This window comes from Amycolatopsis sp. NPDC006131 (assembly GCF_040614175.1).
In the GTDB taxonomy this organism is placed as follows: domain Bacteria; phylum Actinomycetota; class Actinomycetes; order Mycobacteriales; family Pseudonocardiaceae; genus Amycolatopsis_E; species Amycolatopsis_E tucumanensis.
This window is the reverse complement of sequence record NZ_JBEXTX010000035.1, coordinates 1-18986: the sequence shown is the minus strand read 5'-3', so window position 1 is coordinate 18986 and position 18986 is coordinate 1. Positions and strand designations below refer to the sequence as shown.

The window sequence follows — 18986 nt, the reverse complement described above, 5'->3', positions numbered from 1 at the left end:
CAGCGCCTGCAAAAAGTGATAAGCTGACAGCATGGCGGAACATGTCGAAACCCAGGAACAAGAACCCGGAAAGCTCCGCACCCTGGCCGAAAGCCTGTGGTTCCCGGTCTTCTTCGCCCTCGGCTTCGTCTTCTGCTACCTGCTCGCGTTCCACGCGCCGTCGCCGCACCACATCGAGGTCGCGGTCGCCGACGAGACCGCCGCGGCGCGCATCGAGGCGGCCCTGGGCCAGGCGAGCCCCGACGCGTTCGACATCCAGCCGGTCGCCACCGCCGACCAGGCCCGCCAGGCGGTGCTCGACCGCGACGCCACCGCCGCCTACTCCGCCGATCCGGCGCGCCCGACGCTGTTCGTCGCCAAGGCCGACGGCTACCTGCTCGAATCGGTCCTCAACCAGGCCTTCGCCCCGGTGGCCGCCCAGACCGGGCACGCGCTCACCGTCATCGACCTCGCGCCGACCGAACCCGGCGACGCGATGGGCACCGGCCTGTTCTACCTGGTGCTGATCTGGAACATCCCCAGCTACATCGTTGTGATGATGTTGCTGCGGGCGGTCACGCTGAGCCGCCGCGCCAAGGTCGCCACGCTGGTCGGCTTCGGCGCCCTGCTCACCCTCATCGGCTACGCCGGCGGCGTCGCGATGGACGTCATCCCGAACGACCCGGTCGCGATCCCCGTCGCGTTCCTGCTCACGCAGGCCGTCTCGCTGACCTCGTTCGGCCTGGTGCCGCTGGCCAAGCAGTGGTTCCCGGGGGTGGCGATGGGCCTGTTCGTGCTGCTGTCGATGCCGTCCAGTGGCGGCGCGGTGCCGGTCCAGATGGTCCCCGGGTTCTTCCGCGCGCTGCACCCGTTCTTCCCGATGGGCAACCTGATCGAGGCCCTGCGCGGCATCTTCTACTTCGACGGCCGGGGCGTGCTGCGGCCGGTGCTGGTGCTGTGCGGGTGGGTCCTGCTCGGCGTCGTGCTGATCGCCGGTCACGCCCTCGTGCAGCGTCGCAAGGGCGGCGCGGTCGAGGAGCCGCCGGTCGAGGACCCGGCCTTCGAGATGCCGCAGCCGACCGCGGTGCCGGCGGACCACCGCCACTTCGGCGAGCCGGTGCCGACGCTGACCGGCGCGGTCCACGCGGCCGACGGCTCGCCGGTGCCGGGCGCCGCGGTGACGGTGATGGACGGCCGCGGGCACCAGCTCGTCCGCACGACGGCCGACGGCGAGGGCCGCTACGCGGTCGCCGGGCTGCCCGGTCAGTTCGTCGACCTGGTCGTGTCCGCGCCAGGGTTCGAGGCGACCGCGAGCCGCGCGCTGGTGCGCGAGGGCGGGACCACACACCGGGACTTCACGCTGCGCGGACGGCAACCGCTGGTCTCCGCGGCACGCTGAGGACACGTAGCATTACCGGCGTGTCGGAAGCCAAGAACCTGCCGGACGCCGCGGCGAAGCTGGAAATCCAGATGCTGCACGATCGCGTCCTCGTCCGGGTCTCCGCGGAGGAGGGAGAGCGCCGCAGCAGCGGCGGCATCGTGATTCCGGCGACCGCTCAGGTGGCGCGCCGTCTCGCGTGGGGCGACGTACTGGGGGTAGGCAGTAATGTACGCAACGTGAAGGTCGGCGACCGCGTGCTGTTCAACCCCGAGGACCAGCTCGAGGTCGAGGTCCAGGGCGAGGCGTACCTGGTGATGCGGGAGCGCGACATCCACGCGGTGGCCACCGAGCGCACGGAGCACGGGACGGGCCTGTACTTGTAACGCGTCCGGGAGGAAGCGTGGGGCGGGAGGACCAGTACTGGCCGGAGCGGGACCCTGATTCCCTCCGGGACGCCGAGACCGCGGTCGGACCGCGTCCGCCCGCCGAGTTCCTGCTGGACGAACCGCTCGACGCGACCGAGGACGCCCTGGTCGGGGAGCTGCTCGAGGTCGGCGATGCGCCCGCGGCACCACCGTCGCCCGGCAAGCGCTTCCTGGCCCGCGCGTTCATGGTCGCCGGCTGCCTGCTGGGCGTCGGGGTCATCCTCTACGGCGCGGACCTGATCGTCAGCGCCGGTGACGTGCCGCGCGGCGTCACGGTCGCCGGTGTCGAGGTCGGCGGGCTCAGCCGGGAGGACGCCGAGGCGAAGCTGCGCCGCGAGCTGGGCCCGCGCCTGAACGCGCCGGTCCCGGTCGAGGCCGGGGACGTGCGCACCACGCTCGACCCGGCGCGGTCCGGCCTGACCGTCGACTGGTCGTCGACCGTCGCGCAGGCCGGGCGCCAGCCGCTGGACCCGCTCGACCGGATCACGTCGTTCTTCCGCACCCGCGAGGTCGGGGTCGTCACGTCCACCGATCCGGACAAGCTGCACCAGTCCATCGCGCGGCTGGCGGCCGAGCGCATCAACCACCCACCCACCGAGGGCAGCATCGGGTTCGTGACGGTCCCGGGCACCGACGGCGGGGTGAACCCGTACCCGATCGAGCCGAGGAACGGGCAGGACCTGGTCGACGTCAAGGGCGCCGGGGACATCCTGCGGGCGACCTGGCTGGACAAGAGCGGCGTGCGGCTGCCGGTCGTGCTGACGCCGGTCAAGGTCACCTCGGCCGGGGTGCACTCGGCGCTGGAGCGGCTGGTCGCGCCCGCGGTCGCCAAGCCGGTCACGCTGCACGGCGACGGCGCCGACGCGGTGCTCAAGCCCAGCGCGATCGCCGCCGCCCTGAAGTTCAGCCCGGCCGACGGCGGCGCGCTGCGGGTCGAGGCCGATCCGGGGAAGCTGCAGCAGGCGGTGCGGGACCCGCTGGTGTCCACCGAGAAGCGCGGCAAGGACGCGCAGATCGTGTTCGCCGGTGGCGCGCCCGCCGTCCAGCCGTCCGAGGACGCGCGCAAGATCGACTGGAACCGGACGTTCCAGCCGTTGATGGATGTCCTCGCCAAGCCGGACGGCCGCGACCTGGCGGTGCGCTACCAGACGACCCGCCCGCAGACCACGACCGAGGAGGCGAACGCGCTGGGCATCAAGGAGGTCGTCGGCGAGTTCACCACCAGCGGGCTGTCCGGCCCGGCCGCGACGAACGCGCGGATCATGGCGGACAAGGTGAACGGCACGATCCTGCGGCCCGGTGAGACGTTCAGCCTCAACGCGCGGGTGGGCGCCCGCAGCCAGTCGCAGGGGTACGTCCCGGCGCCGGTCAACGAGGACGGGTTCGGCCCGGAGGTCATCGGCGGCGGCTCGTCGCAGTTGGCGACGACCCTCTACAACGCGGCGTACTTCGCGGGCCTGACCGACGCGGGCCACACCGAGCACAGCTACCACCTGGACCGCTACCCGGCGGGCCGGGACGCCGTCGCGATCACCGCCGACGGGGCGGCGGTGGACCTGAAGTTCACCGACAGCCTCAAGAGCGGGGTGGCGATCCAGGCGTCGGTGTCCGGCGGCAGCGTCACGGTGAAGATCTGGGGCACCAAGCAGTACCGCGTGGAGTCCTCGACCGGTTCGTTCTCGGACTTCCGGCCGCCACCGCTGCAGCCCGGCGGCCCCGGTCCGGACTGCCGCCCGTCTGGCGGCCGCCCCGGCTTCACCACCACCGACACCCGGGTGCTCTACGACGTGACCACCGGAGCGGAGGTCCGCCGCGACACCAGGACCGTCACCTACGCCCCGAAGCCGGCCGTGCTGTGTGGTTTCGGGGTGAGCTCCGAGCCGGGGCACGGCACGGAAATCCGGTAGCGGAGCCGCCGGGGCCGCTGTCAGCATCCGGTGGTGAAGATCTTCGGACCGGTGCTGGACGTGCGGCCGCTGTTCGGCCGGGAGCGTCGCGAACTGCTGCGGTTGCTGGGCTCGCTGAGCGCGGCGGAGTGGTCGGCGCCGACGGTGTGCCCGGGCTGGACGGTGCACGACCTCGCCGGGCACATCCTGAACGACTACATGCGCCGGTTGTCCGGCGGCCGGGACGGCTTCGCCGGGGCGAAGTTCGCCAACGACGAGACCCTGCCCGCCTACCTGACGCGGGTCAACGACGAGTTCGTCCGTGCGATGCGGCAGGTCAGCCCCGAGCTGATCGTCCAGTTGCTCACCGTTCTCGGCCCCGAGCTCGACCGGCTGTGGGAGTCCTTCGACCTGACCGCGCCGGCGATGCTGGACGTGTCGTGGGCCGGTCCCGGCACCAGCCCGGCGTGGTTGGACATCGCGCGCGAGTACACCGAGTTCTGGGTGCACCAGCAACAGATCCGGGACGCGGTGGGGCGGCCCGGCGCGGACGAGCCCGAGCTGGTGCGCCCGGTGCTGGACGCGTTCATGCGCGCGCTGCCCCACACGCTGCGAGACGTGGTTCGCCCGGAGGGCACCGTGGTGCGGGTCGTCGTCCCCGACGGCGGGACGTGGCACGCCAGGTCGGACGGGCAGCGCTGGCGGATGGCCGCCGGGGGCGAACCCGCCGCCACCGTCACCATGCGGCCCGGCGATTTCTGGCGCCTGGCCACGCGGGGCATCTCCGTCGACGAGGCCCGCCGTCGCGCGGGCCTCGACGGCGACCGCGAACTCGCCGGGGCGGTGACCACCCTGCTGGCCGTGGTCGCCTGATCTCAGCGCAGCACGAGGCAGTCGTCGAGATCGTCGAGCCAGTCCGGGGTCTCCAGCCACCGGTTCCAGCGCAGGTCGAGCTTCACCAGCGGCAGCTCGGCGAGCCCGTCCGGCAGCGTGCGCAGCTCGTTCTCCCGCAGGTCCAGGTACCGCAGGTCGCGCAGCTTCCCGACGGACGCGGGCAGCTCGGTGAGGTGGTTGCCGCGCAGGTGCAGCTCCCGCAGCTTGCTCAGCTCGCCGATGCTGTCCGGCAGCTCGTGCAGGTCGTTGCGGTACAGGCGTAGTTCGCGCAGCTCACGCAGGCCGGAGAGGTCCGAGGGCAGCGACTTCAGCCCGTTGTCCGTCGCGCTCAGGTAGCGCAGCCGGCCGAGCCGGGTCAGCGAGTCCGGCAGTGTCGTCAGGCGGTTGTCCGAGAGGTACAGGTACTCGGTCAGGTTCGGCAGGTCGCCCAGCTCGCGGGGTAGTTCGGTGAGCTGGTTGTGGCCGAGGTCGAGGGTGTGCAGCGAGGTCAGCCGCGCGATGCCGGCCGGGATCGAGGTCAGCCGGTTCGCGGCCAGGTTCAGCACGGCCAGCCGGTCGAGGTCCCACAACTCGTCCGGCAGCTCGGTCAGCTCGTTGTCGTAGGCGCTCAGGTACTCCAGGCCCGCGGGCAGCTCGGGCAGCCGGGTGAGGCCCTGGTGGTCGAGGTCCATCGGGCGAACATACCGGCGCGATCACTCCGCGTACGTTCCGATACCCTCCGTCACCGTTCTCGAGAGAGGGAGGATCCACGTGAAGAAGTCCCTTGCCCTGCTGGCGGCGGCCGCGGCGGTGGTGGTGCTGCCCGGGACGGCCACGGCCGCGGAGGGCGAGCCGGCCCTGGTGCACGCGTCGCCGCAGAACGGCTGCAAGCTGAACATCCGGGCGGCCGCGGACGTCGGTTCGGCGCTGCTGCACACGCTGACCTGCACGAACTACACGACCTGCGTGCACGCGCCGGAGCGGGACCTGCCGTGCGGGCAGGTCGTCACGGGCGGGCAGTACACCTGCGTCGGAGCCGAGGGCAAGCAGCTGACCGACAACCGGTGGGCCGAGGTGCTGTGGCGCTCGCCGCAGCAGTCGTTCGTGGCCGTCGGCTGTGCCGCGTTCCGGTCCTGAACGCGAACGTGCCCGGGAAGGCGGACCTTCCCGGGCACCACGTCCGAATGCGTTACCTGGTCAGTTTTCGCCGGCCGTACATGCCGCTGACCAGCGAGACCCCGATCGCCGCGATGACCACCTGGGTGATCAGCTCCAGCCAGTCGAAGCCCTTGGTGTCCGCGTAGCCGATGCCCCGCGCGATCGCGGTGCCGATGAACGCCGCGACGATACCGACGATGATCGTGAGCCAGATCGGAATCCCCTGCTTGCCGGGTGCGATCAGCCGACCGAGCGCGCCGATGATCAAACCAACGACGATCGCGCTGATGATTCCACCGATTGTCATCGCAACTCCTTCAGCTTCGGTGTGCTTCCGGGGTACCTTCCCGCGCCGCTTTCAAACCCGCATATTTGCTGGCGCTTATATACGTCTTGTGTGATACTTCGCGAGTGGACGTCTTCGAAGCGGTGGCCGAGCCCAGCCGGCGCACCCTGCTGGACCTTCTGGCCCAGGGCGAGCTGCCTGCGGGCGATCTGGTCGCGGCGCTTCCCGGCCTCACCCAGCCGGCCGTGTCCCGCCACCTGCGGATCCTGCGGGAGGTCGGACTGGTCGAAGTTCGCCCGGACGGGCAACGCCGGATCTACGCGTTGCGCCCGGACGGCCTGGCCGAGATCGACAAGTGGCTGGGCCGGTACCGCCGCTACTGGGCGCGCCACCTCGATTCCCTCGAGCGCCACCTGGCGCGCAACCAGGAAGGACACCAGGAGTGAGCTCCGAGAACGGCACGATCGAAACCGACGGCGAGGCGGCGGTCATCCGCTTCGAGCGCCACCTGCCCTTCCCGATCGAGACGGTGTGGGCCGCGATCACCGATCCCGCGCAGCGGCGGGCGTGGTTCGGCGAAACGGTCCTGGACACCGAGGCAGGCACCATCGAGATGCTGCCCGAGGACCCGCCCGCGGCCGACGACGCCAAGCGCATGACCGGGCGGATCCTCGTGTGGCAGCCGCCGCACGTGTTCGAGCACGAGTGGCGCCAGCGCATCGTCGAGGACGGCGTGGTGCGTTACGAGCTGTCCGAGACGCCGGACGGCACCCTGCTGAAGTTCACCCACCGGGGACTGTCAGTGCGCAACGCGCGGGGCTTCATCCCGGGCACACACGCCTTCTTCGACCGGCTGGCCGCCCACCTGGCCGGCGCGGAGCCGCCCGCGTGGCCGGAGCGCTACGCGGCCGTCGCCGAGCGCTACCCGGCCTGGTCCTGACGCCCTGTCAGCGATCATCCGTGGCAGGGGGCCACGTCGGGCGGCTCGGCGAGGAAGGGGCGCAGCTCGAGCCACTCGTGGATCGGCTTCCCGCCCGCCCCGGGCGCCGCCGACAGTTCCCCGGCCAGCTCGACCGCACGCTCGTGGCTGTCCACGTCGATCACCATCCACCCGGCGATCAGGTCCTTGGTCTCCGGGAACGGACCATCGGTCACCGGCGGACGCCCCTCCCCGTCGTAGCGCACCCACGTGCCCTCCGGCGCCAGCGCCTGACCGTCGACGAACTCACCGGTCTCCTCCAACCGGGCCGCGAAATCCCGCATGTACTGCACATGCGCCGTGATCTCCTCCGGCGCCCACTGGTCCATCGGCACGTCGTTGACCGCCGCCGGAGCACCGCGGTAGTGCTTGAGCAGCAGATACTTCGCCATGATCGTCTCCTCGGTGTGGTGCGCCCATTGTGGCCGCGTTCGCACCGGGGACGGAGCCGATCGCGGGTTCTCGACACCGACGCCGATTTTTTCGGCGAACACGCGAAAGGCCCCCTCGCGCTGGGCGAGGGGGCCTTCCACAGGGGATCTACGGGGAGATCAGAACGCCGACTCCGGAACCTCCATGAGGTCGTTGTCGGCGGCCTCGACGACCGCGCGGCGCGCGGTCAGCTCGGGCAGCACCTGCTTGGCGAAGAACGACGCCACCGCGATCTTGCCCTGGTAGAACGCCTGGTCCTTGGCCGAGGCGCCGTCCAGCTTGGTCAGCGCGATCTCGGCCTGGCGCAGCAGCTGCCAGCCCACCAGCAGGTCGCCGGCCGACATCAGGAACCGGACGGTGTGCTGGCCGACCTTGTACAGGTTCTTGACGTCCTCCTGCGACGAGGTCAGGTAGCCGATCATCGAGCCGAGCATGCCCTGCACGTCCTCCAGGGCGCGCTTGAGCAGCTCACGCTCGTTCTTCAGCCTGCCGTTGCCCGCCTCGGACTCGATGAACTTGGTGATCTCGTTCGCGATGTACCCCAGCGCCTGGCCCTTGTCGCGGACGATCTTCCGGAAGAAGAAGTCCTGCGACTGGATGGCCGTGGTGCCCTCGTACAGCGAGTCGATCTTCGCGTCGCGGATGTACTGCTCGATCGGGTAGTCCTGCAGGAAGCCGGAGCCGCCCAGGGTCTGCAGCGACTGCACGAGCTGCTCGGTGGCGCGCTCGGAACCGACGCCCTTGACGATCGGCAGCAGCAGGTCGTTGACCCGCTCGGCCAGCTTCTGCGACTGCTCGTCGCCTTCGCCGGTCCACACCTGGTCCTGGAAGGACGCGGTGTAGAGGTACACGGCGCGCAGGCCCTCGGCGTAGGCCTTCTGCAGCATCAGCGACCGGCGCACGTCCGGGTGGTGCGTGATGGTGACCCGCGGCGCGGTCTTGTCGGTCATCTGGGTCAGGTCGGCGCCCTGGACGCGCTCCTTGGCGTACTCCAGCGCGTTCAGGTAACCGGTGGACAGCGTGGCGATGGCCTTGGTGCCGACCATCATCCGGGCGTACTCGATGACCTGGAACATCTGCGCGATGCCGTCGTGCACCTCGCCGAGCAGCCAGCCCTTGGCCGGAATGCCGTGCTGGCCGAAGGTCAGCTCGCACGTGGTGGAGACCTTCAGGCCCATCTTGTGCTCGACGTTGGTGACGAAGGCGCCGTTGCGCTCGCCCAGCTCACCGGTGTTGGTGTCGAAGTGGAACTTCGGCACGAGGAACAGCGACAGGCCCTTGGTGCCCGGCTTGGCCTCGATGCCCGGACCTTCGGGACGGGCCAGCACCAGGTGCATGATGTTCTCGGTCATGTCCTGGTCGGCGGAGGTGATGAACCGCTTCACGCCGTCCAGGTGCCAGCTGCCGTCCTCCTGCAGCACGGCCTTGGTGCGGCCGGCGCCGACGTCGGAACCGGCGTCCGGCTCGGTGAGGACCATCGTGGCGCCCCAGGCGCGGTCGATCATGATCCGCGCCCAGCGCTTCTGCTCCTCGGTGCCGTTGCGGTCGAGGATCATCGCGAAGTTCGGGCCCGCCATGTACATGAACAGGGCCGGGTTGGCGCCGAGGATCAGCTCGGCCGCCGCCCACTGCACGGTCGGGGGCAGGCCGAGGCCGCCGAGGTCGTTGGTGAGGCCCAGCCGCCACCACTCGCCGTCCCAGAGCTGCTGGTAGCTCTTCTTGAACGACTCCGGCAGGGTGGCCGAGAACGTCTTGGGGTCGTACACCGGCGGGTTGCGGTCGGCGTCGGCGAAGGACTCGGCCAGCGGGCCGACCGCGAGGTTGTTGAGTTCCTGCAGCGCGCCGCGCGCGGTCTCCTCGTCGGAGTCCGCGAGGACTCCCTTGCCGAGGCGCTCCTGGACGTTCAGGACCTCGAACAGGTTGAACTCGAGGTCTCGCACGTTGGACTTGTAGTGGCCCATGTCGTCGCTCCGTTGTCGATCGGGTTTCCGGCTGGGCGCATGCTGGTCCCCTACTGGCCGGTAACATCAGGATATTACCTGTGGGTAACCGCGGCAAGGGAAACCAGCCTGTTGTGACGCACGGATCGGCTAGCGGGAGCGGTACTCGACCACCCCGGGAGCCGTCGAACCGGGCGCGACCCGCTGCTCGGGGCCGTCGTCGGGCTGGGTCACCAGGATCCCGGCGCGGAAGGCGATCGTGACGGCGTGCGTCCGGTCACGGGCGGAGAGCTTGCGCAGGATGCTCTTCACGTGCGTGCGCACGGTTTCCACGGACAGGTAGAGGACCTTCGCGATGCCCGCGTTCTCCAGTCCCTCCGCGACGAGCTGCAGCACCTGGTACTCGCGGCGGGACAAGGGCATCTGGGCGCGGCGCACCGCGGCGGCGCTGGCGGACTGGCGCGCCGCGGACACGAGGGTGGCCAGCGACGGGTCGACGTAGCGGCGGTCGAGGTAGGCGCGGCGGATGCCCTCGACCAGCCGGCGCGACTCGGCCGAGCGCGGGATGGCGGCGTGCACGCCGGCCGCGATGGCGTCGTGCAGGAACGCCGGGGTGCGGTTGGCCTCACGGACCAGCGCGATCACGATCAGCGCCGGATCGCCGGCGATCAGCAGCTTGCTGAGGTGCCCGTGGGGGTCGAGTCCGGAGTCCACGAGGATGACGTCGGGGTGGATCTGCTCGGCGAGCTGCAGCGCGCCGTGCGGGTTGATGGCCTGTCCCGCCCAGTGCATCCCCTGCGTGCGCTGCACGAGCCCGGACAGGCCCTCGCGGTAGATGGGCACCGGGTCCACAGCGGCGACACCCACGCTGCGGCCGGCCGGTGGTCCCTGCGGCACCCTGCCGGGGTCGTTACTGCGCGTCATCACGAAAAGAACCTCGTCTCGGCAAGGCCGGCCGTGGGAGCAGCACCGCCAGGACGGTCCGCCCCCCTCGACGTCCGCCCGGGCTTCCGTGGCGCCTTGACCCGATCCTCCCTGCTGGAACCGGCCACGACCGACACCCGTCAATTGTCTGACCCGTCAGGGCCGTCCGCGTGACGCGGGTTCACCCGCTTGTGTCGCGCACTACTCTGAGTAAACCGAGTTCCGCAGGTCGGCGAATGCTTCGGCGAGTGTCGCCGGGGTCCAGTGTGCGTTGAGACCACTCGGATTGGGCAGCACCCACACGCGTGTTTCGCCGAGCGGATCCGGCTGGCGGCCCACGGTCGCCTTCGGACGGCCGAACGCCGTCCGGAACGCGGTGATGCCGACGACCGCGAGCCAGCGCGGCCGGTACTCCGCGACCTTCGCGGCGAGCCGGACGCCGCCGGCGCGAAGCTCCTCGTCGGTCAGCTCGTCGGCGCGGGCGGTGGCGCGGTTGACGACGTTGGTGATGCCGAGGCCGAGGTCGAGCAGTTCGTCCTGCTCACTGGGGTCGAACCGGCGCGGGGTGAAGCCCGACGCGTGCAGCGCCGGCCAGAAGCGGTTACCGGGGCGGGCGAAGTGGTAACCGGTGGCGCCGGAGTAGAGGCCGGGATTGATCCCGCAGAACAGCACGTCCAGGCCGGGCCGGAGGACGTCCGGGATGGTCGTCCCCGCCGCTGCGGCGAGCTGTTCTCTGGTGGGTCGGGAGGAAGCCATGCGAAGCCGGATACTAGCCGTCGCCGTCGACTGCCACGACGCCGAAGCGCTCGCGCGGTTCTGGTCGCGCGCGCTCGGCTACCAGGAGATCCGGCGCTGGCGGGACGACAAGGGCGTCGAGTACGTGAACGTCGGCTCGGACGACCAGGAGATGCTGGTGTTCCAGCCGGTCGGCGAGGACAAGGTCGTGAAGAACCGCCTGCACCTGGACCTGGCGCCGGAGGGCGGCAGCCAGGCCGAGGAGGTCGCCCGGCTGGTGGAGCTGGGCGCGCGGGTGCTGTCGGACGACGACGGCCTGCCGTGGGTGGTGCTGGCGGACCCGGAGGGCAACGAATTCTGCGTGCTCCCGCCGCGCGAGGCGGGCTAGGCTGTCGGGGTGTTCTGCGTGTGCGTGGCCTTGGACTGGTGGGCGCCGTCCGTGTGACGGCCGTTGTGACACCCACTTCGAGCCGTCTTCGGACGGCCGTGCCCCCGAAGGCGGCTCCCTGCCCTGGAGCCTTCCGTGGAACCCCCCATCGAAGTCGGCGCCGACCTGCGCCCTGAAGTAGCCGTCCGGCTGGCGTCCCAAGGCGTCCGCCTGCTGTGGCGCGACGATTTTCCGGCCGCCCGCCGCCTGCTCGCCGCGATGGGCAGGCGCTTGCCCGCGCGCTCGGCGGATTTCTACCGCTACCGCCAGTCCAGGCGGAACCGGGCGCGGGTGCTCGGCATGCTGCTGGTCGAACTCGGCCCCGACCTGCGGATCGACCTGCCGCGCGCGCCGGACGTGCGCGACGCGGTCCGGGCGGCAGGAGGTGCGCCGGGACTGGTGCCGCTGACCGAGCTGCTCGGCATGCTGAGCGCGCACGAGTGGCGGGTGAAGGGCGTGCCCGTGGCCGCGCTGGGCGCGCGGATCCACCCGCACTACGGCGTGTTCTCGCCGACCCGCCAGGACTACGTCTCGCTGGTGGCCCGCGCGCCCCTGCCCGCGGTCCGCACGGCGTTCGACATCGGCACGGGCACCGGGGTGCTCGCGGCGGTCCTGGCGCGCCGCGGGGTGCCGGAGGTGGTGGCGACGGACATCTCCCCGGCGGCGGTGTCGTGCGCCGAGGAGAACGTGCGCCGGCTCGGGCTGCCCCAGGTCCGTGTGGTGGAGGCGGACCTGTTCCCGGTGGGCCGCGCGGACCTCGTGGTGTGCAACCCGCCCTGGCTGCCCGGCGCGGCGCACTCCCCGCTGGACGCCGCCGTGTTCGACCCCGGATCCCGGATGCTGACCGGTTTCCTCGGCGGCGTGGCCGCGCACCTGGAGCCCGGTGGCGAGGCCTGGCTGGTCCTGTCCGACCTGGCGGAGCTGGTCGGCCTGCGCACCCGCGCCGAGCTGCTGACCCGGTTCGCCGCCGCGGGCCTCACCGTGGTGGACCGGCTGGACGCGCCGCGCCGGCGGTTCCCTGGCGGGGACCCGCTCGCGGAGGCGCGGTCCCGGGAGGTGGTGTCGCTCTGGCGCCTGCGGCCCTGACCGGCCGACACTGGCCGCATGGACGCCACCACCGCCGACGGCTCCCCGGTCGAGGTCTACCGCCTGCTGCCCCCGGCAGGCGAAGCGGAGATCGTGCACCCGGCGGCCCCGCCGGGCGCCGCGGTGCTCGACCTGGGCTGCGGCACCGGCCGCATCGCCCACCGGCTGGTCGCGCTGGGCCACCCGGTCACCGCGGTCGACGACTCGCCGGAGATGCTGGCGCACGTCCGCGGCGCCGAGACGGTCCAGGCGAGCATCGAGGACCTCGACCTCGGGCGGCGCTTCCCGGTCGTCCTGCTGGCCAGCCACCTCGTGAACCAGCCGGACAGCGGCGCCCTGCTCGCGACGGTGGCGCGGCACCTGGCCGGTGGCGGCGTCGCGCTCGTCGAGTGGCACCCGCCGTCCTGGTTCGACACCGTCACCGAGGGCGGCGGCCGGCTCGGCGAGGTGCTGGTCAGCCTCTCCGGCATCAGCCGCGACGGGCCGCTCCTGAGCGCGACCGTCCGCTACCAGGCGCGTGGGCGGTCGTGGGAGCAGCCGTTCACCGCCCGGCGGCTGACCGAGTCCGAGCTGCGGGACCGCCTCGCCGAAGCCGGTCTCCGCTTCTCCCACTGGTGCACCCCGGACCACCGCTGGTTCGCCGCGAAACGGACGGAGGTGGCGGATTCACCACGACCCGAGTACGGTATGTGATCTGCCACACAAGCACGACGCCAAAGGAGGCGGCGTGGAATTCGCGATCGTCCTCGGGCTCGTAGTCCTGGTCTTCCTGGCGGCCGGCGTGGTCGTCACCTGGGAGGACCGCCGGGCGGCCAGGCGCAAGGCCCACCAGCGGGCCGCGGCCCTAGCGCGCCTCGGTGAGGTGGACCCGCTCGCGCCGCGCAGGCTCGCGGACCGGCTGGACGGCTGACCGCAGCACCAGGAACAGCGTGGCGGCGATCCAGCCGAGTGCGGCGCCCGTCGTGTTGGTGATCAGGTCGTCGACGTCGAAGATCCGGTACTGGAACGGCGCGGTCCCGAAGTTCGCGGTGAGCTGCGTGATCTCCACGGCCAGCGAGATCGCGAAGCCGAGCAGCACGCCCCCGGTGAACCCCCGCTTCCACAGCAGCCGCGCGAACAACCCCAGTGGCACGAACAGCAGCACGTTCAGGGTCATCTGCTCGAAGGCCGTCGTGGACAGCGCGTTGATCCCGTCCTCGACCGCCTCCCGCCGCGCGTCCGCGATCCACTGGAACGGCACCAGCTGGATGGTCTGGGCCAGCCGCCGCCCGCCCGCGCTCGGCAGCGGCAGGAACGTCACGGCGAGCGCGAACGACGCGTAGGCGATCAGCGTGGCGGTCGTCACGACGCGCCCCGGCACGATCCGCCCGAACCGGACGTGCTGCAGCACCAGTTGCGGGACCAGCACGGTCCCCCAGATGGCGAGGAACCCGATCAGTCCGAAGTGGAGTGCGTTGACCTGCGCTGTCGTCATGCTTCGACGTTATGGCGACCAGCTGGCCCGCCGGATCGGCCGAGAAGCCCGGCGACGATCACCGGCATCGGCCGAACGGCCGACATTTCACCGGGCTTCCACCTTTCGGGCCTGGTGGTCGTTGCGCCGCGGAGGTTAGATCGCGCCGGTACGCCCCTGACCGGAGGAAAGATGTCCCCTTCACCTCGCGTGCTGCGACGCTGCGTAGCGGCCACCGCCGCGGCGCTGGCCGCCGTCGCGGTTTCGGCCGCGCCCGCATCCGCGGCCCAGCCGTCCGGCACCACCGACGTCCGGCTGATCACCTTCAACGACTTCCACGGCAACCTCGAACCGCCGTCCGGCTCGTCCGGCCGGGTCACCCTGCCCGACGGCTCGACCGTCAACGCCGGCGGCGCGGCCTACCTGGCCACGCACGTCAAGCAGCTGGAGAGCGAGGTCAGGAACTCGATCCTGCTGTCCGCGGGCGACAACGTCGGCGCCTCGCCGGTGGCCTCCGCGTTGTTCCACGACGAGCCGACCATCGAGTTCCTCAACGAGATGGGCGTGCAGGCCTCCGTCGTCGGCAACCACGAGTTCGACGAGGGCTACCAGGAACTGCAGCGCATGCAGTTCGGCGGCTGCCACCCGACCGACGGCTGCCAGTTCCGCGACACCTACCGCGGCGCCGAGTTCCCGTTCCTCGGCTCCAACGTGTACTTCGACAACGGCGCGCCCGCGCTGCTGCCGTTCACCGTCGAGTTCTCCGGCGGTCAGCCGATCGGCGTCATCGGCGCCACGCTGAAGGACCTGCCGACCGTCGTCTCGGCCGAGGCGATCAAGGGCTTGGAGTTCGGCGACGAGGTCGAGGCCATCAACCGGACCTCCGGCTGGCTCGACCGGCTCGGCATCAAGGCCCAGGTCGTGCTCCTGCACCAGGGCGACAACACGCAGGGCGGCGGCCCGGACTCCTGCACCGTCAGCCCCGGCCCGGCCAGCCAGATCGCGAAGGGCGTCTCGGCGAGCGTCGACGCGATCTTCACCGGCCACAGCCACCAGCAGTACAACTGCTCGATCGCGGACCCCGCGGGCAATCCGCGCCCGGTGATCCAGGGCCTGTCGTTCGGCCGCCTGCTGTCGGTCGTCGACCTCAAGATCGACAAGCGCACCCGGGACGTGGTGCGCGGCGCGACCGTGGCGCACAACGAGATCGTCACCCGCGACGTCACGCCCGACCCGGCCGTGGCCAAGCTGGTCGACGAGGCCGTGACCAAGGCGGCGCCGATCGCGAACGAGCAGATCGGGACCATCACCGGCGACCTGAAGGCGGCCGGCGCCGCGTCCGGCGAGTCGGCACTCGGCGACGTGATCGCCGACGCGCAGCTCGAGGCCACCGCCGCCAACGGCGCGCAGATCGCCATCACCAACCCGGGCGGCATCCGCGCCGACCTCAACTACGCGTCCTCGCCCGCTGGCGAGGGCGACGGCGTGGTGACCTACGGCGAGGCGTTCACCGTGCAGCCGTTCGGGAACATCATGCAGACCATCACGCTGACCGGCGCGAACCTGAAGAACGTGCTCGAGCAGCAGTGGACCGCCACCACCACGCGGATCCTGCAGATCTCGTCGTCGCTGCACTACACCTACTCGGCGTCCGCGCCGGTCGGGTCGAAGGTGCGGGACATCACGGTGAACGGCACGCCGGTCGACCCGGCGGCCACCTACCGGGTGTCGGTGAACAACTTCCTCGCCGGCGGCGGGGACGGCTTCACCGAGTTCACCAAGGGCACCGACCTCGCCGGCGGCCCCGTGGACCTGGACGCGCTGATCGCGTACTTCGGCGCACACTCGCCGGTCACGCCGCCCCCGGCCGACCGGATCACCGTCGTCGCGTAGTTCCGTTGCCGGTGTGCGGCTCGGGTTGCCCGGGCCGCACACCGGTTTTCGCGCGGTCGACGTCCGGGCTGCGGTACAGGACCTCCGGGATCTGGGCCAGTTCCGAGCGGCGCAGTTTCCCGCCGAGCCCGTAGAACTCCTGGAAGCTCATGATCAGCGGCCGCCACCGGTCCGGGTCGATCCGGTCGGTCGTGCCGGGCATGCGGATCTCGTCGTGCACGTGGACCTTCTGCACCCGCAGTTCGAAGCACAGGATGCTGCCGAGCTGCGCTTCGTCGTCCGCCGCGACCGGGTGGATCGCTTCCACGACCGCCTCCATGGCCACCGGGCACTCCGCGACGCGCGGCGGCGCCACCGTCGACGACGGCACGGCGGTCAGGCCGGCCACGCCGAACTTGTCCGCCTCGTAGCGGTATCCCCGGCGCAGCTTGGATTCCGGGACCGCGGCGGTGCCGGTGGTGCGGGCGAGCCGGTCGACCGCGTCGACCTCGCACACGGATGGCAGGTTCAGCACGCACTCCCTGGTGCGCCGCAGGTTCCGGGCGGTCTGCGACCGGGCGCCGATGCCGATGATCGCGCGCCAGCCTAGCCAGAACGCCGACGAGATCGGGGCGAGGTTGGGGGTTTCGCCGGCCGTGCTGACGAGCACCACCGGCGTGCCGAAGTACAGGATGTTCGGCTCGATCTCCACGTGTGTCACGGTTTCAGCTTCACGATCCACCGATGGCGCCGCTGGCGGGAAACGGACGCGTCGTTCGCCACGGAGAGCGATCCCCGGTCGTCCCATTGAGCGATATTCGTGTTGGCCCGTATCGATTGCTCAAGCCGCGCGTCTAACCAGACGACATGACTTGAATGACGGAGGTGGAACGGGTGACCTCGGAGCGGGCACGGCCGGACGAGACCGACCTGCTGAGCCTGCACGAGGCTATCGCGGAACTGCACGCCTCGCAGGGCGACTTCCGCACGGCCTACGAGCACCTGAGGACAGCGCTGGGCATCGCGCGCACCGCCCGTCCGCAGATCCCGGAGCAGTTGCGCCGTGAGTTCGACCGCCTCCGCCGCGAGCGCGCCCAGGCCCGCGAGGAAAGCCTGCGGGACGCGCTGACCGCGGTCTACAACCGCCGTTACCTGGACAACCGGCTCGCCGACCTGCTCGGGGACGCGCGGACCCCGTTGGCGGTCGCGTTGATCGACATCGATCTGTTCAAAAGCGTCAATGACACGTTCGGTCACTTGATCGGTGACCAGGTGTTGCGACGGGTGGCCGAGTTGTTGCGCGAAGGCGTGCCCGCGCCGGGGTTTTGCGCGCGTTACGGCGGCGAGGAGTTCATGCTCGTGCTGCCGGAGGTCCAGCCGGGGACGGCGCTGCGGATAGCCGAGCACGCCCGGCGCCGGGTGGCGCAACACGCCTGGTCAGAGATTTGCCCCGGGCTCGGCGTGACGATCAGCGTGGGTGTTTCGCACGAGCCGGTGAGCGGCCCGGAGCAGCTGCGGATGGCCGACGACCTCCTTTACGCCGCGAAGCACGCCGGGCGCAACCGGGTCGCGTACCGCGAACGCGGCGGAGTCCGCGTGCTTGAGCACTGTCAGTAATTGGCGGCGGTCGTTTCCCCGTTTTGCCGGTGTGCGGCATCACCCCGTTTGTCGCACTCGGCCCGCTTTGGCGCACGCTATGTAAAAAAATCAGCAGGAGGGTGTCGTCAGGACCCGCGAGTATCTCTACGATAACGATGCTCGCCGTCCCGGCGATGATCACTGAGACGGTCCCCTCCCGGCGGGCCGGCGCGACCGAGGGAGAGGAGACCGGGTGCCAGACGACCACGCCGCAGGCCCCGGTCACAGAGCCGATGACGACGCCCCCAACGGCCGGCGACGCAGGCGTTCCCTGGACACGCACGGCGGCATCAACGTTTCGGATCTGGTAGCCCAGCACACCGGATACCGCCCGAGGTTCGATGGCGCCCGGTCGAACGCGCACACGGCGCCCGCGGACCAGGCGCCGCCGGTGGCGCGGCGGAGCGCACCCCCGGCCCGCCCGGAGCCGCGCGCGCCGGAGCCCCCACCGCAACGCCGCTCCCCGGCAACCGGCCGCACGGCAGGCGCGCCCCTGCCGCCCGCCCAGCAGCCCCGCCGAGCCGTACCCCCACGCCGCGGCGCGGTTGCGCCAGCTGGTGAGGTCTCGCCCGAGACCCCGAACGGTTTCGCCCCGAAGCCGCTACCCGGTGCCGCGGAGGGACCGGAGCCCTCGGGCCGGGCTGCTGCGCCGGGCCGCCACGCAGGTGGTTTCGCCGAAGCGCCAGAGCCATCGGGCCGGGCTGGGGCGCCGGGCCGCCACACCGGGGGCTTTGCCGAGGCGCCGGAGCCGTCGAACGGTGCCGCGCACCCGAGCGGCTTCACGAAGACCCCGCCTCGCGCCGACGCACGGCACGCGAGTGGTTTCGCGGAGCCGTCGGAGCCGTCGAGCCGGGCTGCGGCGCCGGGTCGCCACACCGGGGGCTTTGCCGAGGCGCCGGAGTCCTCGAACGGTGCCGCGCACCCGAGCGGCTTCACGAAGACCCCGCCCCGCACCGACGCACGGCACGCGAGTGGTTTCGCGGAGGCGCCGGAGCCGTCGAGCCGGGCTGCTGCGCCGGGTCGCCACACCGGCGGTTTCGCCGAGGCGCAGCCCTCGAACCGCGCGGCTGCGCCGAGCCGTCCCGCCGAACCAGCCCGCCGGAACGGCGCCCCCCAGCCGGCGAGCCGCGCTGACGCCCGGCACCCGAGCAGCTTCCTGGAAGCACCCCAGCCCCCTGCCGAAGCGCCACGCCACCCAAGCGGTTTCGCGGAGGCCTCGAACGGCGCGGCGGCTCCTGCCCGCCGTGCACCCCAGCCCGACCGCGCCGACGCGCGGCACCCGAGCGGTTTCGCCGAGGTGCAGCCCTCCGGCCGTGCGGAGGCTCCCCGGCACCCGAGCGGTTTCGCCGAGATCCCGCAGCCTTCCGTCCGTGCGGAGGCCCCGCGCCGCCCGAGCGTGCCGAAGCCTTCCGGCGGTGCCGCTGCCCCAGTGCATCCGAGCGGCTTCGTCGAGGCCCCGAACGGCGCGGCGGCTCCTGCCCGCCGTGCACCCCAGCCCGACCGCGCCGACGC

Annotated in this window: 21 protein-coding genes; 13 read left to right on the top strand and 8 right to left on the bottom strand. The window is 71.5% G+C overall.

Annotated elements, in window-relative coordinates; translation table 11 throughout:
• The first annotated feature begins 31 nt into the window (after window positions 1–31).
• The 4 genes from ABZ215_RS19560 to ABZ215_RS19545 all read left to right on the top strand — a co-directional run bounded on the left by ABZ215_RS19560 (window position 32) and on the right by ABZ215_RS19545 (window position 4544).
• Window positions 32–1378 (top strand): carboxypeptidase regulatory-like domain-containing protein, encoded by a 1347-nt coding sequence (locus tag ABZ215_RS19560; protein WP_354950638.1) that lies wholly within the window; start codon window positions 32–34, stop codon window positions 1376–1378.
• A 71-nt stretch (window positions 1379–1449) separates the two neighbouring features.
• On the top strand, window positions 1450–1743 hold the full coding sequence (locus tag ABZ215_RS19555; protein ID WP_051079572.1) for a co-chaperone GroES: 294 nt from the start codon (window positions 1450–1452) through the stop codon (window positions 1741–1743).
• A 17-nt stretch (window positions 1744–1760) separates the two neighbouring features.
• Window positions 1761–3692 carry a VanW family protein gene (locus ABZ215_RS19550; protein ID WP_354950636.1) on the top strand — a complete coding sequence of 644 codons (1932 nt, stop codon included), beginning with the start codon at window positions 1761–1763 and terminating at the stop codon, window positions 3690–3692.
• 33 nt (window positions 3693–3725) lie between these two features.
• Complete coding sequence (locus ABZ215_RS19545; RefSeq protein ID WP_354950634.1) at window positions 3726–4544, top strand: maleylpyruvate isomerase family mycothiol-dependent enzyme; 819 nt, start codon at window positions 3726–3728, stop codon at window positions 4542–4544.
• Between the two features lie 2 nt (window positions 4545–4546).
• Here the strand turns inward: ABZ215_RS19545 and ABZ215_RS19540 are convergent, their stop codons facing one another.
• Window positions 4547–5236, bottom strand: a complete 690-nt coding sequence (locus ABZ215_RS19540; RefSeq protein WP_354950632.1) for a leucine-rich repeat domain-containing protein — start codon at window positions 5234–5236, stop codon at window positions 4547–4549.
• A 79-nt stretch (window positions 5237–5315) separates the two neighbouring features.
• On the opposite strand from ABZ215_RS19540, the gene ABZ215_RS19535 reads away from it, so the two are divergent.
• Complete coding sequence (locus tag ABZ215_RS19535; protein ID WP_020422233.1) at window positions 5316–5681, top strand: hypothetical protein; 366 nt, start codon at window positions 5316–5318, stop codon at window positions 5679–5681.
• Window positions 5682–5733: 52 nt separating this feature from the next.
• On the opposite strand, the gene ABZ215_RS19530 is transcribed toward ABZ215_RS19535, so the two are convergent.
• Window positions 5734–6009 carry a transglycosylase gene (locus ABZ215_RS19530; protein WP_020422232.1) on the bottom strand — a complete coding sequence of 92 codons (276 nt, stop codon included), beginning with the start codon at window positions 6007–6009 and terminating at the stop codon, window positions 5734–5736.
• A gap of 104 nt (window positions 6010–6113) precedes the next feature.
• Between ABZ215_RS19530 and ABZ215_RS19525 the strand changes: the two genes are divergently transcribed.
• Complete coding sequence (locus ABZ215_RS19525) at window positions 6114–6434, top strand: metalloregulator ArsR/SmtB family transcription factor (protein ID WP_020422231.1); 321 nt, start codon at window positions 6114–6116, stop codon at window positions 6432–6434.
• Window positions 6431–6928, top strand: coding sequence for an SRPBCC family protein (locus ABZ215_RS19520; protein WP_354950630.1), 498 nt, complete (start codon window positions 6431–6433; stop codon window positions 6926–6928). Before ABZ215_RS19525 ends, ABZ215_RS19520 begins: the two co-directional genes overlap by 4 nt.
• A 14-nt stretch (window positions 6929–6942) precedes the next feature.
• Here ABZ215_RS19520 and ABZ215_RS19515 read toward each other — a convergent pair whose 3' ends face one another.
• The 4 genes from ABZ215_RS19515 to mug all read right to left on the bottom strand — a co-directional run bounded on the left by ABZ215_RS19515 (window position 6943) and on the right by mug (window position 11019).
• Window positions 6943–7359, bottom strand: a complete 417-nt coding sequence (locus tag ABZ215_RS19515) for a YciI family protein (protein WP_354950628.1) — start codon at window positions 7357–7359, stop codon at window positions 6943–6945.
• A gap of 159 nt (window positions 7360–7518) precedes the next feature.
• A complete protein-coding gene (locus ABZ215_RS19510) occupies window positions 7519–9360 on the bottom strand; it encodes an acyl-CoA dehydrogenase (protein ID WP_020422228.1) in 1842 nt (613 codons plus the stop codon).
• Window positions 9361–9489: 129 nt separating this feature from the next.
• Complete coding sequence (locus ABZ215_RS19505; RefSeq protein WP_354950626.1) at window positions 9490–10263, bottom strand: response regulator transcription factor; 774 nt, start codon at window positions 10261–10263, stop codon at window positions 9490–9492.
• Window positions 10264–10464: 201 nt separating this feature from the next.
• On the bottom strand, window positions 10465–11019 hold the full coding sequence (gene mug / locus ABZ215_RS19500) for a G/U mismatch-specific DNA glycosylase (protein WP_354950624.1): 555 nt from the start codon (window positions 11017–11019) through the stop codon (window positions 10465–10467).
• Here mug and ABZ215_RS19495 point away from each other — a divergent pair.
• The 4 genes from ABZ215_RS19495 to ABZ215_RS19480 all read left to right on the top strand — a co-directional run bounded on the left by ABZ215_RS19495 (window position 11018) and on the right by ABZ215_RS19480 (window position 13421).
• The gene (locus tag ABZ215_RS19495) at window positions 11018–11386 is read left to right on the top strand and encodes a VOC family protein (RefSeq protein WP_354950622.1); all 369 of its coding nucleotides are present in this window, start codon (window positions 11018–11020) and stop codon (window positions 11384–11386) included. The two genes, mug and ABZ215_RS19495, sit on opposite strands and share 2 nt — an antisense overlap.
• A gap of 135 nt (window positions 11387–11521) precedes the next feature.
• Complete coding sequence (locus ABZ215_RS19490) at window positions 11522–12511, top strand: class I SAM-dependent methyltransferase (RefSeq protein ID WP_354950620.1); 990 nt, start codon at window positions 11522–11524, stop codon at window positions 12509–12511.
• Window positions 12512–12529: 18 nt separating this feature from the next.
• Window positions 12530–13204: a class I SAM-dependent methyltransferase gene (locus tag ABZ215_RS19485; protein ID WP_354950618.1), complete on the top strand. Its 675-nt coding sequence runs from the start codon at window positions 12530–12532 to the stop codon at window positions 13202–13204.
• Between the two features lie 34 nt (window positions 13205–13238).
• Window positions 13239–13421 carry a hypothetical protein gene (locus ABZ215_RS19480; protein ID WP_020422222.1) on the top strand — a complete coding sequence of 61 codons (183 nt, stop codon included), beginning with the start codon at window positions 13239–13241 and terminating at the stop codon, window positions 13419–13421.
• Here the strand turns inward: ABZ215_RS19480 and ABZ215_RS19475 are convergent.
• Window positions 13356–13985: a VanZ family protein gene (locus ABZ215_RS19475; RefSeq protein ID WP_354950616.1), complete on the bottom strand. Its 630-nt coding sequence runs from the start codon at window positions 13983–13985 to the stop codon at window positions 13356–13358. The two genes, ABZ215_RS19480 and ABZ215_RS19475, sit on opposite strands and share 66 nt — an antisense overlap.
• A 171-nt stretch (window positions 13986–14156) precedes the next feature.
• On the opposite strand from ABZ215_RS19475, the gene ABZ215_RS19470 reads away from it, so the two are divergent.
• A complete protein-coding gene (locus tag ABZ215_RS19470) occupies window positions 14157–15857 on the top strand; it encodes a bifunctional metallophosphatase/5'-nucleotidase (RefSeq protein WP_354950614.1) in 1701 nt (566 codons plus the stop codon).
• Here the strand turns inward: ABZ215_RS19470 and ABZ215_RS19465 are convergent.
• Window positions 15841–16548, bottom strand: a complete 708-nt coding sequence (locus ABZ215_RS19465) for a flavin reductase family protein (protein ID WP_354950686.1) — start codon at window positions 16546–16548, stop codon at window positions 15841–15843. The genes ABZ215_RS19470 and ABZ215_RS19465 overlap by 17 nt on opposite strands.
• 164 nt (window positions 16549–16712) lie before the next feature.
• On the opposite strand from ABZ215_RS19465, the gene ABZ215_RS19460 reads away from it, so the two are divergent.
• The gene (locus ABZ215_RS19460; protein ID WP_020422218.1) at window positions 16713–17453 is read left to right on the top strand and encodes a GGDEF domain-containing protein; all 741 of its coding nucleotides are present in this window, start codon (window positions 16713–16715) and stop codon (window positions 17451–17453) included.
• Window positions 17454–18986: the final 1533 nt, after the last annotated feature.

What these genes read in the sequence shown, in the direction of transcription:
- ABZ215_RS19560 (WP_354950638.1), top strand. Translation starts at nt 32, where the DNA reads ATGGCGGAACATGTCGAAACCCAGGAACAAGAACCCGGAAAGCTCCGC.
- ABZ215_RS19555 (WP_051079572.1), top strand. Translation starts at nt 1,450, where the DNA reads ATGCTGCACGATCGCGTCCTCGTCCGGGTCTCCGCGGAGGAGGGAGAG.
- ABZ215_RS19540 (WP_354950632.1), bottom strand. Translation starts at nt 5,236, where the DNA reads ATGGACCTCGACCACCAGGGCCTCACCCGGCTGCCCGAGCTGCCCGCG.
- ABZ215_RS19530 (WP_020422232.1), bottom strand. Translation starts at nt 6,009, where the DNA reads ATGACAATCGGTGGAATCATCAGCGCGATCGTCGTTGGTTTGATCATC.
- ABZ215_RS19515 (WP_354950628.1), bottom strand. Translation starts at nt 7,359, where the DNA reads ATGGCGAAGTATCTGCTGCTCAAGCACTACCGCGGTGCTCCGGCGGCG.
- ABZ215_RS19510 (WP_020422228.1), bottom strand. Translation starts at nt 9,360, where the DNA reads ATGGGCCACTACAAGTCCAACGTGCGAGACCTCGAGTTCAACCTGTTC.
- ABZ215_RS19505 (WP_354950626.1), bottom strand. Translation starts at nt 10,263, where the DNA reads ATGACGCGCAGTAACGACCCCGGCAGGGTGCCGCAGGGACCACCGGCC.
- ABZ215_RS19495 (WP_354950622.1), top strand. Translation starts at nt 11,018, where the DNA reads ATGCGAAGCCGGATACTAGCCGTCGCCGTCGACTGCCACGACGCCGAA.
- mug (WP_354950624.1), bottom strand. Translation starts at nt 11,019, where the DNA reads ATGGCTTCCTCCCGACCCACCAGAGAACAGCTCGCCGCAGCGGCGGGG.
- ABZ215_RS19485 (WP_354950618.1), top strand. Translation starts at nt 12,530, where the DNA reads ATGGACGCCACCACCGCCGACGGCTCCCCGGTCGAGGTCTACCGCCTG.
- ABZ215_RS19475 (WP_354950616.1), bottom strand. Translation starts at nt 13,985, where the DNA reads ATGACGACAGCGCAGGTCAACGCACTCCACTTCGGACTGATCGGGTTC.
- ABZ215_RS19470 (WP_354950614.1), top strand. Translation starts at nt 14,157, where the DNA reads ATGTCCCCTTCACCTCGCGTGCTGCGACGCTGCGTAGCGGCCACCGCC.
- ABZ215_RS19460 (WP_020422218.1), top strand. Translation starts at nt 16,713, where the DNA reads ATGACGGAGGTGGAACGGGTGACCTCGGAGCGGGCACGGCCGGACGAG.